Annotated in this window: 25 protein-coding genes and 1 pseudogene; 18 read left to right on the forward strand and 8 right to left on the reverse strand. The window is 39.4% G+C overall.

The annotated features are described in order from the left end of the window. Positions 1–25 precede the first annotated feature (25 nt). Entirely contained in the window at positions 26–277 is a 252-nt protein-coding gene (locus DH10bf12_RS05100; RefSeq protein WP_471738191.1) for a hypothetical protein, read from the forward strand. A 29-nt stretch (positions 278–306) separates the two neighbouring features. On the opposite strand, the gene DH10bf12_RS05105 is transcribed toward DH10bf12_RS05100, so the two are convergent. Further along, a complete protein-coding gene (locus DH10bf12_RS05105; protein ID WP_471737441.1) occupies positions 307–624 on the reverse strand; it encodes a 2-acyl-glycerophospho-ethanolamine acyltransferase in 318 nt (105 codons plus the stop codon). A gap of 77 nt (positions 625–701) precedes the next feature. Continuing rightward, positions 702–854, reverse strand: coding sequence for a hypothetical protein (locus DH10bf12_RS05110; RefSeq protein WP_471737442.1), 153 nt, complete (start codon positions 852–854; stop codon positions 702–704). Positions 855–1027: 173 nt separating this feature from the next. Between DH10bf12_RS05110 and DH10bf12_RS05115 the strand changes: the two genes are divergently transcribed. From DH10bf12_RS05115 to DH10bf12_RS05155, 9 genes and pseudogenes are all read left to right on the forward strand, one after another. Continuing rightward, positions 1028–1657, forward strand: coding sequence for a hypothetical protein (locus tag DH10bf12_RS05115; RefSeq protein WP_471737443.1), 630 nt, complete (start codon positions 1028–1030; stop codon positions 1655–1657). A 49-nt stretch (positions 1658–1706) separates the two neighbouring features. Beyond that, a pseudogene (locus DH10bf12_RS05120) lies at positions 1707–2755 on the forward strand (IS1595 family transposase). 18 nt (positions 2756–2773) lie between these two features. After that, positions 2774–3217: a hypothetical protein gene (locus DH10bf12_RS05125; protein ID WP_471737444.1), complete on the forward strand. Its 444-nt coding sequence runs from the start codon at positions 2774–2776 to the stop codon at positions 3215–3217. Between the two features lie 164 nt (positions 3218–3381). Further along, entirely contained in the window at positions 3382–4077 is a 696-nt protein-coding gene (locus DH10bf12_RS05130) for a S41 family peptidase (RefSeq protein ID WP_471738192.1), read from the forward strand. 55 nt (positions 4078–4132) lie between these two features. Continuing rightward, the gene (locus DH10bf12_RS05135; protein ID WP_471737445.1) at positions 4133–5002 is read left to right on the forward strand and encodes an aminoglycoside phosphotransferase family protein; all 870 of its coding nucleotides are present in this window, start codon (positions 4133–4135) and stop codon (positions 5000–5002) included. A 65-nt stretch (positions 5003–5067) separates the two neighbouring features. Next, entirely contained in the window at positions 5068–5214 is a 147-nt protein-coding gene (locus tag DH10bf12_RS05140) for a hypothetical protein (protein ID WP_471737446.1), read from the forward strand. 180 nt (positions 5215–5394) lie between these two features. Continuing rightward, positions 5395–5802 (forward strand): hypothetical protein, encoded by a 408-nt coding sequence (locus tag DH10bf12_RS05145; protein ID WP_471737447.1) that lies wholly within the window; start codon positions 5395–5397, stop codon positions 5800–5802. Positions 5803–5940: 138 nt separating this feature from the next. Then, complete coding sequence (locus DH10bf12_RS05150; protein ID WP_471737448.1) at positions 5941–6150, forward strand: hypothetical protein; 210 nt, start codon at positions 5941–5943, stop codon at positions 6148–6150. A 125-nt stretch (positions 6151–6275) separates the two neighbouring features. Further along, a complete protein-coding gene (locus tag DH10bf12_RS05155) occupies positions 6276–6506 on the forward strand; it encodes a hypothetical protein (protein ID WP_471737449.1) in 231 nt (76 codons plus the stop codon). 56 nt (positions 6507–6562) lie between these two features. Here DH10bf12_RS05155 and DH10bf12_RS05160 read toward each other — a convergent pair whose 3' ends face one another. Continuing rightward, a complete protein-coding gene (locus DH10bf12_RS05160; protein WP_471737450.1) occupies positions 6563–7660 on the reverse strand; it encodes an Ltp family lipoprotein in 1098 nt (365 codons plus the stop codon). Positions 7661–7889: 229 nt separating this feature from the next. Here DH10bf12_RS05160 and DH10bf12_RS05165 point away from each other — a divergent pair, with 229 nt between their 5' ends. Together DH10bf12_RS05165 and DH10bf12_RS05170 are read left to right on the forward strand one after the other, a co-directional pair. Next, entirely contained in the window at positions 7890–8900 is a 1011-nt protein-coding gene (locus tag DH10bf12_RS05165) for a hypothetical protein (protein ID WP_471737451.1), read from the forward strand. A 144-nt stretch (positions 8901–9044) separates the two neighbouring features. Continuing rightward, positions 9045–9317, forward strand: coding sequence for a hypothetical protein (locus DH10bf12_RS05170; protein ID WP_471737452.1), 273 nt, complete (start codon positions 9045–9047; stop codon positions 9315–9317). A gap of 158 nt (positions 9318–9475) precedes the next feature. Here DH10bf12_RS05170 and DH10bf12_RS05175 read toward each other — a convergent pair whose 3' ends face one another. Both DH10bf12_RS05175 and DH10bf12_RS05180 read right to left on the reverse strand, forming a co-directional pair. Then, positions 9476–9652 (reverse strand): hypothetical protein, encoded by a 177-nt coding sequence (locus tag DH10bf12_RS05175; RefSeq protein WP_471737454.1) that lies wholly within the window; start codon positions 9650–9652, stop codon positions 9476–9478. Positions 9653–9727: 75 nt separating this feature from the next. Next, a complete protein-coding gene (locus tag DH10bf12_RS05180; protein WP_471737455.1) occupies positions 9728–9919 on the reverse strand; it encodes a hypothetical protein in 192 nt (63 codons plus the stop codon). Positions 9920–10047: 128 nt separating this feature from the next. Here DH10bf12_RS05180 and DH10bf12_RS05185 point away from each other — a divergent pair, with 128 nt between their 5' ends. Both DH10bf12_RS05185 and DH10bf12_RS05190 read left to right on the forward strand, forming a co-directional pair. Continuing rightward, complete coding sequence (locus DH10bf12_RS05185; protein ID WP_471737456.1) at positions 10048–10902, forward strand: helix-turn-helix domain-containing protein; 855 nt, start codon at positions 10048–10050, stop codon at positions 10900–10902. Positions 10903–10923: 21 nt separating this feature from the next. Beyond that, on the forward strand, positions 10924–11358 hold the full coding sequence (locus DH10bf12_RS05190) for an SRPBCC domain-containing protein (RefSeq protein ID WP_471737457.1): 435 nt from the start codon (positions 10924–10926) through the stop codon (positions 11356–11358). A 34-nt stretch (positions 11359–11392) separates the two neighbouring features. Here the strand turns inward: DH10bf12_RS05190 and DH10bf12_RS05195 are convergent, their stop codons facing one another. Both DH10bf12_RS05195 and DH10bf12_RS05200 read right to left on the reverse strand, forming a co-directional pair. Then, complete coding sequence (locus DH10bf12_RS05195; protein ID WP_471737458.1) at positions 11393–11602, reverse strand: hypothetical protein; 210 nt, start codon at positions 11600–11602, stop codon at positions 11393–11395. 43 nt (positions 11603–11645) lie between these two features. After that, complete coding sequence (locus tag DH10bf12_RS05200; protein ID WP_471737459.1) at positions 11646–12161, reverse strand: hypothetical protein; 516 nt, start codon at positions 12159–12161, stop codon at positions 11646–11648. Between the two features lie 171 nt (positions 12162–12332). On the opposite strand from DH10bf12_RS05200, the gene DH10bf12_RS05205 reads away from it, so the two are divergent. The 4 genes from DH10bf12_RS05205 to DH10bf12_RS05220 all read left to right on the forward strand — a co-directional run bounded on the left by DH10bf12_RS05205 (position 12333) and on the right by DH10bf12_RS05220 (position 13903). Next, positions 12333–12521 (forward strand): hypothetical protein, encoded by a 189-nt coding sequence (locus DH10bf12_RS05205; protein ID WP_471737460.1) that lies wholly within the window; start codon positions 12333–12335, stop codon positions 12519–12521. A gap of 66 nt (positions 12522–12587) precedes the next feature. Then, positions 12588–13007: a hypothetical protein gene (locus DH10bf12_RS05210; protein ID WP_471737461.1), complete on the forward strand. Its 420-nt coding sequence runs from the start codon at positions 12588–12590 to the stop codon at positions 13005–13007. A gap of 42 nt (positions 13008–13049) precedes the next feature. Continuing rightward, the gene (locus DH10bf12_RS05215) at positions 13050–13409 is read left to right on the forward strand and encodes a hypothetical protein (RefSeq protein WP_471737462.1); all 360 of its coding nucleotides are present in this window, start codon (positions 13050–13052) and stop codon (positions 13407–13409) included. A gap of 68 nt (positions 13410–13477) precedes the next feature. After that, on the forward strand, positions 13478–13903 hold the full coding sequence (locus DH10bf12_RS05220; protein ID WP_471737463.1) for a DUF7878 domain-containing protein: 426 nt from the start codon (positions 13478–13480) through the stop codon (positions 13901–13903). A 135-nt stretch (positions 13904–14038) separates the two neighbouring features. Here the strand turns inward: DH10bf12_RS05220 and DH10bf12_RS05225 are convergent, their stop codons facing one another. Beyond that, a complete protein-coding gene (locus tag DH10bf12_RS05225) occupies positions 14039–14719 on the reverse strand; it encodes a FadR/GntR family transcriptional regulator (RefSeq protein WP_471737464.1) in 681 nt (226 codons plus the stop codon). Positions 14720–14758 lie beyond the last annotated feature (39 nt).

Raw genomic sequence — 14758 nt, forward strand, 5'->3', positions numbered from 1 at the left:
TAATTAAAAGGAGAAAAATATGCAGATAAAATGGAAACGTGAAAATATCATATTTGCCACTTTGCACGAAGCAGATGTCTGGGCTGATTCAATCGGGAATGAAATATATGCGGGGCTGTATAATGGATACGACACACCTGACTATAAAATCGCTTATTCTTTAGCTTTTATGCTCGGTCAGGCGAATGAGTTCAGAGTACTTACAGAAACGACAATAGCGCATGAAAAAAGATATAGGGTCTGGGTGAGGGTGTTAGAAGACCGTTTATCCGGCTGATCATATTTGCTACGATTGTTTTTCGTTCCTCAAGCAGGTGTACTGTTAAATTCATTGATGAATTCAATGATCAGAGCAATGATGACAATCGTTAAAGGTGATAAGTTAATAACAAGAGAAAAGCATCTTTTAAAAAGGTGTTCTTTACTGAACATGGAGATGATACTGATTGGAATATTCATCACAGATATTAAAAATGCAAAGAGCGAAAGGTTGTTAAGGATGGATTGCAACCGGTTATCTGATATCAATGATGATATATAGACGGATAGAGGAAGAAAAAGAATCGTAATCAATGCTGATATGAAGGCAATTTTGGTTAATAGATTGAGCGTTCTTCTTTTCATGATGCAGGTCACCTTTTTTGTTCAATTATATCGCGTGTGGATTAGCTAAATCTCAGTACCAATTGTACTCAATTCTTTTACATAATGATCAACAAAATGGCATTGATCATGACCAGTGTAGCCACCAGCCCCAATATGAGCTTTTTAACTGTGGTTCTGTTTCCGCTTTTCTTCGTCGCAAGTATCAATAAAGCAATACTGAAAATGATGACGCTGAAAGTAAGTTCCATGTGCGTGCTCCTAATCTGATGCAGTGTAATCCACTACTCTACTGTTAATATAGATAATTGTATCATGGATCAACTGACCTCACACTTTTATTTCCATTTAAACCCTCAAATTCAAATGATTTCAGCTATAATAGTAAGAATAGTTAGATAAATACATATAAAAGGAGACTCCTATGTATCTGAACATGTTTGAAGAAGTTGTGACGGCCATGCACTACGACTACTCCGGCTTTCTTGATAAAAAGGGATGGGATCAGCCGGAATTATTCAGAGAAAAGGTAAAGGGACTTGACCCGAAAGCTTTGGAATCACGTGCTGCTTTTACAGCTATTGTGAAGGATTACTTATTGGATTTCAGAGACAGGCATGTTTCGTTTACGGCTGCTGATCAGGAGGGGAGTCCTTCTGAATGGGCCGGATTTAAAGTGAGGCGGAATCGTGAGTTTTTGTACATAACAGAATCTGAGGATTCACGTTTTCAAAGAGGGGACAAAGTGATTTCACTAGAGGGAGAGCGCATTCCCGCAGCCGCAGAAACATATGCAAGAAAGCTTTATCGCGAAAAGGAAGAGCGCCAGGATTGGAATCTGGTTATGCTTTCAGCTGGCGAGATTGAGGTTGAAAGCATTTCAGGTGAACGGGCAGTGTATAAGGTACATAAGAAGAAAAAGCCGGTCTATGTCCCGGAATATACATCAAAAGAAATTGAACCTGGCATTCATCTGATCAAGCTGACTGACTTTGGTGATCCGGATTCAATTTTTAAGTTATTGGCTATGTTAAAGGTCAATGTTGATATTTGAAATTTACGAACGTTTGTTCTATAATAAGTGTATCAACTAAGGGATGGTGATGACAGTGAGAGCGACAGATATTCTTAAAGAGATACAAAGATTAAATCCCGCAGAAAAACAAAGACTGCGAGCATTTCTTATAGATGCTCTCACTGCATCATCTTCCACAGGAAACGCTCTTCAAGAGATTTCAGAACGAAAAAATAAACAGGGATACACTTGTCCTCGCTGCCAATCTAAGCAAGTAGTGAGATTTGGAAAATACACTACCCTTGTAGATGGCGACGAAGTAAAGAAACAGCGTTATCGTTGTAAATCCTGTACTGCTACTTTCACCGATTTAACCAACACTGCACTTTATAGAACCCGACGCTTGAACAAGTGGATAAAATTCATTGAATGTATGATTGATGGTTACTCCTCCGTAAGTCAGCTGAGATGGTTAAAGGTGTAACACACGTTACGTTGTTTTATTGGAGACATAAATTATTATCAGCGCTAAAGCAAATTGAAGTAGCCGATTTCCAAGGTATCGTTGAAATGGACGAAACCTATTTCCTGTACTCTGAAAAAGGGCAAAAGAAGATTGCAGGCAGAACACCTCGTAAACGTGGCGGAACAGCAAAGAAACGTGGTATCAGCAAGGAACAGGTCTGTGTTTTAGTAGCAAGAGACCGTGACAAAAATACAGTTTCGACAACCCTTGGTGTAGGTAGAATAAAAAAAGAGCAGTTGGATAAAGCCATTGGTCAAAAACTGTCATCTCAAAACATTTTATGTACAGACTCTTGGCGAGCGTTCAGAACCTACGCTACTGACAAAGGTATGAGCATTTATCAGTTTAAATCAGACGGGAAGGTCCGCACAAAGGGTCTTTATCATATCCAAAACGTCAACAGTTATCACAGCAGACTAAAAGGATGGATACAGCGTTTTAACGGTGTAGCAACCAAATATCTTGATAATTACCTTACGTGGTTCCAGGTGCTTGAGAGCATACAGCACCAACTGAACGAAGTGACAGTCAATAATATGATAATTAAAGGGAATTTAATTCCAATTGTCGAAACATATGATAGTCTTAGATTATCTAAATTTACTTTATAAAGGCAGGTGTGTTGAATAATGAAGCAAATGTTAATTACTTTTTCGGTTCTTATCGTCTTTTTATTGTCAGGATGTATTGCTGAAGATTACGACTTTACCCCTCCTAGTGTTACACTGATAGATTCGTATGTAGATGAGCAAGGAGAATTGGCAGAAGCAAATATAAAATGGAATTCTGATAAAGAGTACGCAAAAGAAACAGAGGATATTTTCTCGTTAGCTAAAGAGCAAGAACTAATGTACTTTAATTCTGGTGAGCAAGTTCAAATATCATTTGATAGTCAAGATTTTATAATTGAGGACCTAAGCGCTTATGTATGGACGAACGATAAAAAGACTGAATTACAGGTGAACGATAAAGAGTTCTCTCTCCCGGATGATAAAGGAGAATTTGTAGTCGTTGTAGACCTTATTTCAGATAATGGGAGTGCTCAATACGTAGGTAATATCGTCATTAATTAATTTAAAAACCAGGCTAATCTATATTCTTAATACCTGTTTGTTTAAAAGGTATTAAATAAATTGTTATTAAAGTGGCAGAGCTTTAATTAAATAAGACGGATAAGAAAAAGATAACTTCCATATAAATAAGTGGAAGTTATCTTTTATTAGTAATATCAACATTAATCTTTAACACAGCCAAGTTATTTAAAAAACATGAAGAAGCCTATAAAACAGCGAAGGCGTTGATCTTTGATGTAAGGGTCAACTATGGCGGAAGTGATTCAAGCTATTATCCTTTCTTTCCGTTTATTTTTGGACCGGAAGAAATAGATCCTTATGAAATGAGTCCGGAGATGCTGTTCAATTGCACAGAGAAAACTGCACAAAATCAGCTGGAGGAATTAAAGAAGACCCTGCAGGTAGTAGAGGAGGAAGAGACCCGGAAAATCCTGAGATTCTTTGAAGAACAGTGGCATGAAAAGAGCGGGAACGGGTTTCAGCGATTTCCTTTTGAACAGGTGATGAAGGCAGACAAAATAAGTGGTTTTCAAAAACCTGAGGAGATCTTTATTTTATCTGATATCTACTGTGGAAGCTCCGGAGATTCATTTGTAGAAACAAGTAAATGGTCAGAAAAAGTGACGGTTGTCGGCAGATCGACAATGGGGATCAATGACTACAGTAATGTAGCTTCATTGGATCTTGGGGAAGGGTTTACGCTCAGCTATCCAACTTCAAAGCTTGTGTATCAAAATCCTGATGATTACCAGACAGGGCGGGGCATTGAGCCTGATGAGTATATTGAGTGGACGCCTGAGCATTTAGAGCGGGATGTTGATTTAGAGGCCGTAATGGATCGGATCAAAAGCAGGTTATAACAATGAAGTATTAAATGTATTCTTCTAAAGTCTCTGAAGAAAGGACTCATCTCAAATGACAATAGCCAGCATCATCAAACACTTCGGTCTCTCCACTCAGTCCATCAGTGACGTAGCCGATTCGCACAGCTCAACGGTTTATAAAGTGCTGCTTTTAAATGGGGAGACTGTCTACATAAAGATTCCGTTCAGTAAATTAAAGTTCTACAGAGAGATTGAGGCATATAGCATTCTTGAAGGCCGTATATCAGTTCCGCGATTACTTGATGTATGGGAAGGCGACGATGAGGCAGTTGGCGCACTGTTGCTGTCGGAATTGAAGGGTGAGCCTCTTAGGCCAAAGGTTTCAACTTCCCTTGCTTATGAAACGGGGGTTTATCATGCTTCAATGCATTCAATTCAGCCACCTTCTGGAGTGGATATAATACATATAGATAATGAATTTACGCACTGGTCTGAATTTATGGACCGCGTGTTTTATGGGTTTGCAGAAGATACAAAGAAGGTGATTGAGCCATCCTTGTATGAACATTCTATCCAGAAATATATGAAGCTGAAAAGGGAACTTCCTGCACCGGATGGACCTGCGTTTATTCATATGGATTTTCGCCCGGCTAATATTTTAGTGAAGGACGATCTGGTCATGGGTTCTATTGATTTTGAAAGTGTCCGCTTTGGTGCAACAGAAATGGACTTTTCAAAAATTCACCGGGATTTTTTAAGTCTCGATCCGTCTCTAAAGCTGGCGTACGAGAACGGGTATCGTAGTGTCCGTCCACTGATTGATCTCGATCAAGTGCTCGAATTTTACCGTTTTACTGACGCTTTTAATAGTATTGGGTGGTGCCAGAGGCGTGGGGTTGAGAAAAACAGATCTTTTTATGACCAGAATCTTGGCATTTTGAGAGCTGAAGTATTGATGTAGGCTTGATACTAATTTTATGAAAGGGTTGTCTTTACCTAATATAATAAAAAAGGAAGTGCACATTCATGGATAAAGGTGATAAGAAAAAACAAAGTAAAATTCAAACTGATGATAGTTTCAGTAGAACATTGTATGGAACTCCTACAATAGGTGGATTTATCGTTATTCTAATCATTGTTGCCTTTATTCTTTACAACATCTTTTTTAGTTAAAGCTTCACAGAGTTTTAAAAGATAAAAATTCAAAGAGAACAGACGGATTGAACAAGTTTCGATTTGCTATAAGTACAAAAGAAGAAGAACCCAAATTTCCTCAAACCTTTTCAATTACAGGATACCGTATGGAGCATATAGAAGGTAAACGGTGTCACACCTATATAGGAGGATTTGATCATGAAGGCCCTTGGTACTTTAATGTTGTGTATATTCTTTCTGACCGGATGTTCAGACAAAGCGACATTTCTAGTTACAGAAGTCTCTGAGTATCAAGAGGAGGCCAATCAATATATGAAAATTGTTTTCAAGCCAGAAAACATCCCAGATGATGTGGAATTAAAAAGTATTAAGGTTGGTGGAGTGGTAATCAAAGAGGCTTATTTGATAGAAGATAATCATATTAACTCTCCGGCTGAATGGGAAAAAAATAAAGTTAGTAATTTACCTGTAAAAATTACTGAAGGAGAGACACATGCTGTGTTAATCATCTCAGAAGATCCTGAGATTAAAGAGCAGAAAAGATTATTGTTCGACTATATAGATGGAAACCAGGTGATTTCTGTAGAATCAGATTTTCTGAAATGAAGAATGTTTAAATAAATTAATTATAGAAATCAAGTATGAACAAGTACAATGAATTGTATGAAACCTGTAACTAGCATAGGGTCATTCTAATGGTTTTAGAGATCACTACTCTTTACATGAGAAAGGAAGAGCGCAATGATGAAAAAGTTAGATCAATCACGATGGAAACTTAGTCTTGCTGGCTTTACTGCGTTTATTTTAGCTACTCTTATCTACTCAATAATAGGTCCTAATATACCTGGAGTCCTTGGCTTTTTAACAGCGGCAATTATACTGTTCATTATAAATGTGGTGTATGTTTTTTATACAAACAAAAAATCCAGAGGAAAAAAAGCAAATGTGGAATAAATACTAGGCAGGCACTCTATTTATTTAAAGCCGTCCGAAATCTAACCCTATATGGCAACCATCCAATGATTTTACGAAACTTTTGTTTAAAACGACCCGTATACGTAACAAAGGGAGTGGAAGTTTTGAAAAAGTATCTCGTATTCATTGTAAGTTTAGTTGTGTTATATGCAGGTTTTCAAATCATATCCGGTCACGTATTAACGGCTCTTTATACGCCTGATCCATTCATTACAAGTCAAAGCGCAGGAGAAACACCTGTATTCTACTTATCTCCGGCCATTCAACTGATAGGAGTACTTGTCATCGCAACACTGGCTTATCTTTTCTCTCAAAAGCTGGTCAAAAACGCATGAAATGAGTAGAGCCATGCATCAGCACGGCTCTTGTTTTATTTAAAATAGATATATGATCAAAGCCCCACCATGTCAACCGCGTAAGTAGCATCTTCAACACTGAACCCCTCAAATATTAACTGGTCAATCAGGCCGGACCTTGAAAAAGAGGTGAAATCAAGGTAACTCTCAGCAGATTTAACTGCTTGTTCACTCCAGTCAACGCTAATGTTTTCAACTGCATATGTTGCATCTTCTGTACTGAATCCCTCAAATTCCAGCTGGCCCACCAATCCACTCTTTGAAAAAGCCGTATAATCTAAATAGCTTTCAGCAGATTTAACCGCCTGCTCTGTCCAGTCAACGCTAATATTTTCAACTGCAAATGTTGCATCTTCTGTGCTGAAGCCTTCAAACTCCAGCTGATCAACGAGTCCGCTTTTCGAAAATGCAGTAAAGCTCAGATAGCTTTCAGCCGTTTGTACTGCCTGCTGCTGAGACATTGTGCCGGCAGCTGCTTCGGCTTCTTCAGCAGCCAGTCTTTCAGCTTCCTCTTCGGCCTCGCGTTCCGCTTCCTCGGCCGCAATTCTTGCAGCCTCTTCTTCCGCTTCCCGCTCAGCTTCCTCAGCAGCCAGTCGCTCTGCTTCTTCTTCGGCTTCGCGTTCCGCTTCCTCAGCGGCCAGTCTTTCAGCTTCCTCTTCAGCCTCGCGCTCTGATTCTTCAGCCGCTAACTTCTCCGCTTCCTCTTTGGCTTCCTGTTCTTCCTCTTCAGCCGCAACCCTTTCCGCTTCTTCCTCTGCTTCGCGCTCAGCTTCCTCCTCAGCCAGACGTTCAGCCTCTTCTTCCTCCGCCTGTGCAGCGGCCGCATCCGCTTCAGCTTCCTCAACACCAGCAATATCCTGTTCTGCCGGTTCCGCTGTGACCCCGATCATCACGAAGAAAACGACCATTGAAGATCCGAAGTACATCAGCACTTTTTTTCTACTCCGCTGACCTGCAGGCACCCACCTCAGTACAAGGTCAGGCTTAACCAATCCAACAAAAAGAGCATCTGCTGCAACGACAAAAAGCAATAAAAAAAAGACCGCCATATGAAATCCTCCTTTGATGTGTAGTGAGATCACTTTGCCTGCACTGATCATAAAGCTGAACGTGACATCTGAGAAGATATTCATTTGGTGACCCTGCTTTAATGGCTTCTATGTAACTATATTAACTGAATATTTAGATTTATTTATATTGTAATGATTTATTACTTTAAACACAAGTAATTTAAATATATTACCAAAAATAAAATTCGTTTGAATTGATCAGTGTGTAAAGCGTTAGAAAAACAAGATACCCTAATTTAGCTTTTATAAGACACTAAATAGGGTACATGGATAAAAAAGGGAGGTTTTTAATTTGCATAAAATCGTTAAAACGGCCGGCATAGCATCTGTTGCTTTACTGCTTGCAAGCTGTCAAGGCAGTGAAAATGAAAGTGCGGAGCAGGACATCCAGCCGGCTGATGAAAACGCTCCACAGGAAGAAAGCTCAATGGATCAACCGGATACTGAAGATCATTCGGCAGAAAATATAGAAGATGAGACTGTAGATGAAAGTGAATCGGATCCTTACGAAGAAACCGAGGCGTCTCCTGACTATTTCATTGATACATATATTTATAACGGAGAAACTGAGTTCTTTACAGCGTTTACGATTAATCGCGAAGAAGGTCAAAGCACTTCTCCTGAAGAAAGACTGAAGTCGTCTCTTCTTGAAAATGATCCTTCTGAACAGGAAATCCTGCGTTCTTTTACTGAAATGACAGTTGAGTGGCCAAGGCTTCTGGTGAATTTTACTGAAGAGGGGAATCAGCTCTCTACTACCACTGCGCAATCAAATTTGTTTTATGACTCGCTGACGGGCATTAGTGGTTTATACGGAATTGAGGAAGTGTCATTTTTGAATCCGGATGGGGAGGAGGACATTATCGTAGCTGAAAGTCCGATTGATCAACCGATTCTGATTGAAGAGGAAAGAGGACTCACACGCGGGTATTATACTATTTACGATAAAGATTCAGAGCAGACATTTTTCCTGCCGGGCGGGGTGTTAGAGGAACCGGTTGAAAATGAAGATGGAGAACCTTTAACTTTTCCGGAAACGTTAGAAGCAATGGAGTCATTGAAAGGTGAGGATGTCTTTTACGATTCGGCGATTATAGAGGGGTTTGAAATTGTAGAGGCTTCAATGGACGATGATGTGGCAACAGTTCAATATACGATGGATGAACAAATGGTCACTGAGTTTGACCAGATCGTATTTGAAAATGCTATACAGCTTGCCGCGCTGGACTTTCATGCTGCAGAAGTGCATTTGTTGAATGATACTTTGCAGGTAAGCACGATTTATCCGTTAGTCAGTTACTAATTTAGTTTTGTTATGCCTTGGTTTGAACAAAATGATTACGCTGTATAAAAATATAAATAGATTCACCAAATGTTAAATGTAATGACTTATAATGGAAGTGAGAATGTAGCAGCGTCTTTACGATGAATTGAGAAGGGGAGTAACATGACAAGAGAAAAGTTAAACGGCTTAATCATTTTTAGCATTACGATCACTGTAATTGGTTTTGTTCTGCTGTTCTTCAGCGTGAGCTTCGGAACATCGCTTGCTGAGAACTGGTTGGTCCAAAGAGGCTCAGCAGATACTGCAATGTACCTTATTATTATCGAAAGCTATATTCAGAATTTCATTGTTGCCGGAGGTGTGCTTTTTGGTATTGGCCTCGTCACAATGACAATCTTTTATTACAAAATACTAAGTACTGCTGAGTTGAAGTGAACCTGTTCACACTTTAATATACTGAAATTATTGCCTCTGTATTGCGCACAACTCAAGCACTTTAAATAGACAGAATGAATTGTGCAGCATTTGTTTCTGACACAGGGTTCTCTACTGTAGATAAATATAAAAGGTGAATCACGCAAACAGCAGTTGATTCACCTTTTGTGCTTCTTATAATGATAAACGCCACGCAATAAATAAATGAATGAACCTGTGCCAAAAATAATAAGCGTGATCATGGTGTTAAATTCAAATTGAGCAAGTGCGATCGCTAAAACCAAAAAAATAATAAAATTAATAAAGTCGAATACGTAGACTAGGGTTTTACTCATTTTAAATAGCCACCTTTTACTGCTTAAAGACTGCTCTTATGCCAGAATTAATTTCCACACAACCACGTTTACTGATTACATGAATAAAGGTTTTCCGGGTTTCCTGGATTCTTTTGTAAAAAACCAAGAAACTAAAATAATGACACCAATCACACCGCCGATGAATTCAGCAATATAAAAATCTCCATCCCGTAATAATCGAATCAGAAAGCCCCCGCCAAAAATAAGTGTAATCAGTACACCTGCATATAACATCCAATACTTCATCTTTATCCACCTCTCTAAAAATCTGAAACCATCATTATCTTCCAATTGTTTATCTTTATTCTATATAATGATCATAATGATTGACCTAAACTAAGCGTATAAGCTTGTTGGAAAAGAGGGATTACTCCTTGAAACATGATGGTGAAACCGTACGTGATATTAGAATTTCAAAAAATTATAGTCAACCTGATGTGAGTAATGGAGCAATGCATCAGGCGAGTTATTCTAAATTTGAACTGGGCCGGATTGAATTGACTGATCATAAGTTTAAAAAGGTGCTGGACTCATTAGAGATGGACGTGGATGAATTCTTGTATGTCCATCATGACTATGAATTTCCTCCAAGGGAAAAGATTATACGCCTTTTTGAAGATCAAAGATTTATAGAAGTCGAGGCATTGAATCAAATTATTTCATTGTCGGAGAAATATTTAACAGAACATGAGGATCGATACGTTGAAGATATATTACAGATTTCTAAAGGATTTATATTAATTAACAACGAAGAGAGCTTTGAACCTGCCATGTCTCATGCAAGAAAGGTATGGGAAAGGCTTCAAAAAGCAGACACCTGGTATTTAACTGATTTCAGACTGGTTGCTGTCATCTTATTTTTATTTCCAGTCAGTACTGCGATTTCTATTACTGAATTTGCACTGCAACAGAGTAAAAAGTACAAAAATTATCCTGATTACAAAAAGCGATTTATTCCATTTAAATATAATCTGGTGATGTTACTGATGAAAGAAGAGATGTATGAAGAAGCGCATTCCTTGAATGAAGAAACCTTGGAGGAAATACGGGAACAGAATGCTTATAGGCAGGTTGCGCTTAGCTATCTAAGGAAGGGGATCATAAGTCAAAGGCTCAATAAATCAAATTCAGAAGTCTTTGTGCGCAAGGCATTTGATATCGCACAGGTGATGGAGGATGAAAATCTCAAACGTCAACTTGAAGAAGAAGAAAACCTATTTAATAAGTAGTTGATAGAAAGGAAGATCACCATGAAAAAAACACCTTTCTCTATCCATATCAACGCACCAAAAAGCCGCATATGGAACACGCTCTGGGAAGATAAAACATTCCAGGACTGGGCGAGTATTATTGATGAAGGTACGTACAAAAAAGGTGACATGAAAGAAGGAAGTGATATGGAGTTCATCTCATCAGTCAACGGCTATGGTGTCACAAGTAAAGTGGAGAAGCTCCGCCCTCAGGAGTACGTGTTATTCAGACATCGTGCTGACACGCAGCAAAGCGGTCAGCTGGCGCGTGATGATGAATGGACTGGCGGAAGTGAAAGCTACACGCTGACGGAGCAGAGTGACGGGACACTGTTAGTTCTTACAATGGATATTCCGGAAGAAGAGGAAGAAACGTTTGCTGAGCGGGTTCCGAAGGCTTTGGAGCGGATTAAGCGGTTAGTTGAAAGCGAATAGTTCCAAGCCTTGATTCAAGCTGAAAAAAAGGGGGTTAATCACCCGCTTGATGATCTAACCCCCGACGATTTTTAGTAAATAAAACAATCAATACATTGACCAGGACCAAGATGACAAGAGAAGTTAACGCACCCCACACTACATAGATATTGAGATTCACAATCAGCCCGCCAATGATGACCCCAATACTTGAAAGAACTGCATAACCGCTGAGTTTCCACTTAGAGTTTAAAATATTCTTCATCTTAGACCTCCACTATTATCAGCTTCATGATCTTCATTTCTATTTAATCAAGAATCTCCTGACCGTCCGCATCAAAATAACTAAACAGGTAATCACTTTCCAATCCATCTTCTACATCATGCAGGAAAAACACTTTGATCGAATCGTGATTCAGTTCAACTTCCTCAGCTTCATAAGGTCCATATGTGACCCGCACTGTTTCGGGCCAGGCATAGGCTGCTATAAAATGTTCGGTGCCCATAGCTGAACCTTTCTGTCGCTGGTCCATGTCCCCGAGCCCAATCGCTTCTTTCATACGCCAGCCATTTTCATTCTGATGTACTTCAGCGACTGAGAGATCGTTTCCTTCTGTCTCATCTTCCTGCGAGTAGAAAAATACATACGCAGTCTGATCATAGATTTTCGTCTCAATAAGCTGATCCACGTTCAGTGAGGGGTCTGCAGTATTTGATACCGCCTCTTCAGGTGTAGCAAAGAAAGAGCTTCTTGCCTGATTTTCCATAAAGAAATAGACCCCTAATATTAAAAGAATTGACCCGGCAAATAATAATTTTCTCATTGTATCCTCCTTTTTTTGAAAAACTGGATGTAAAATGATGGTTGCGATTTTAATTTTTAATGAGCATAGTATAGTTAGATGGATAATTTTAGTTAATGTTAGTGTAACAGAATGCAGATCTAAAAAAGAGTCTAAATCGATAATGCATAACTCTATTACATGAAGAGGCAGATGGACGCAATGACAGTTTTTCCATTCTTAATCAATATTGTCTTAAGCTTATTGATGTTTTCAGCCGGCTATTATGCCTGGACAAGATCAAAGGTGCAGAAAAATTATCGGATCGTATCCGTGATTTTAATGATCACTGGGATTGTTTCTCTAGTCGGTAACGGTGTAACTGCTATAATGGAAGTGTAATTAAATGGGAATTAAATGTTGCAACTCAAGTTTGAACGGGCCACAATCTTAAAGGGGGACTCACCCATGAACCGAACAGAAATCAAAAGAACAAACTGGGTTGTCTATGTTACCGCATTGGTGTCAGGGCTGATTTTCACAGCATATGCATTCTACGAAACAGCAAATCCCGGCACAGGTCCTGATGCCAGCCAATCAAGGTTCGGCTTTTCATCTGATGAAGCCATGATGTATTCACTGTTCTCATTATTTTTTATTGTGCTGCTGATCATCCTTTGGAAAAGAATCGCTCCTTATCACGTTGCTGCTTTAACTTTCGTTTCGTCTGTACTGCTTTATAACCTGATTCTTTCTGTCACGATTGGATGGGTTGGAATAGCGGGGATGGTGATTTTATTTTTTGGTTTATTGCTCACGATCTGTATGGTCATTTTTAATTTTTTTGTCCATCGCAGACTTAAAAAGCAGGTGCTTGCTGGAGAGTAGATCGAAATAAGTATTGAATTTATAAATTGGAGGACTATGAAAATGTATTGTTTTTGTGAAAATAAAAAAACGCATACTTTAAAGCTTGAAGGTGATGTCGGAGCGGATCCGATCTGGTGTAATCAATGCGGATGTAATCTGAATGTAGAAGATGCGCCAATTTCAAATGAATTAAAACGTGCACTGATCTTATGGGCAGGAGAGTATGGCGCATGGATAGATTGGAATAAAGATTGTCTGATTCAAAATGGAATTGAATTAGAAGATCGATTTAACGAGACTGGATATATTTTGACTGAACAGCTGAAGCGGGAATGTGGTGAGAGCTATAAAGTGACGTACAGTCCTTCTTCGAGCGCAAGGCATTATGCAAGAAAATTCAGGGCTGATTCTCAGACATAATGAAAGTCACTGTGTCCTGGAGATTATTCTGAAGCACGAGTAAATTTTAAGTCAAAGCGGGGGAGACTATGCACAAATTAACCTTGGAATTTGAATTAGATCAAACAAACCCGATAGAGCCAAAACTGCTCAAGAAGAGAAATGGCAAACTCCTTGTTGATATACAAGGGAGATTAGACATTTTCATAAATGGACGTTGTTTCTTCTCTGAACCATCTCTTGCCCTGTTGGAGTTTGGGGTCACCATGAAAAAGTGGAAAAGGGAAAAGGACTTTTATTACTTTACAATGGAGCATGATGAACGGGAAGGTCCTATTTTGGCTTTTGTTGAAAAGGAAAAGAAACAGTGGACTTTATTTTCAATCTGGCAGAAATACAATTTAAATGAACAATTAACTTTTAATGTGATCAGCGATGCTGTTGATTCTTTCTTGATGGAATTAGATAAAGATTTGATAAAAAACTACAGGATTAAAATAGATGATTTTATATAAGAATAATCTCATGAGATGCTTAAAATACTGACCCTGGGATAGACTCAATCCACACACAATTTTGATTGATAATATAATCAGAATGAATTGTGTGGAATTTGTTTCTGACACAGGGTCATTTACTAGGGTCATTTACTAAATCTCCTCATAAGCCCGATTCAAATGCCTCAACATCAACTTCTTCGCATCCTCAGCCCGCTTATCCTTAATTGCTAAATAGATCATCTCATGCTCAGCATACGTCGTCTGATAACGTGAAGCATCTGACACAAAACGCTGCCTGCGCGTCGTTTTAATGTTCTTTTCCATCTGTGCGACAATCCCATCCACTGCCTCAATCAGCATCCGGTTTTGTGAAGTGCGGACGACTGTCAGGTGAAAGGCGACGTCTGCTTTTGCACCCTGTTCTTCAGTCAGTGCATGCTTCATCAGATCCAGGCATTCCTCAAGCGTATCGAGATCCGCCTGAGTTGTGCGAATCGCCGCCAGATAAGCCGCTTCACATTCGAGTGCTCTTCTGACTTCAAGCATTTCAGCTGTGAGGGAGGGGTCTGCCTTCAGGTTCAGCGTAGCCTGGTTATCGGCCGCATCCTCAATCCGCGACACGAGCAGGTAATGCCCGCCGCCCTGCTTTGATTGGATCGCACCGGCTTCCCGCAGATAATGCAGCGCTTCACGCACGCCTGTACGGCTGACCCCTAGCTGCTTTGCAAGCTCACGTTCCGGCGGGAGCTTTTCCCCGATTGCCCGGTTTCCATTCAGATACTTATGTGAAAGCTGTTCCACTACTTTTTTGTACTTTGGGTAAGTTTCCACCGCGATGTCAGCAACTCCTTCCAAAATGTTCTTGAAATG

It is taken from the genome of Jeotgalibacillus sp. 10bf12, assembly GCF_055597105.1.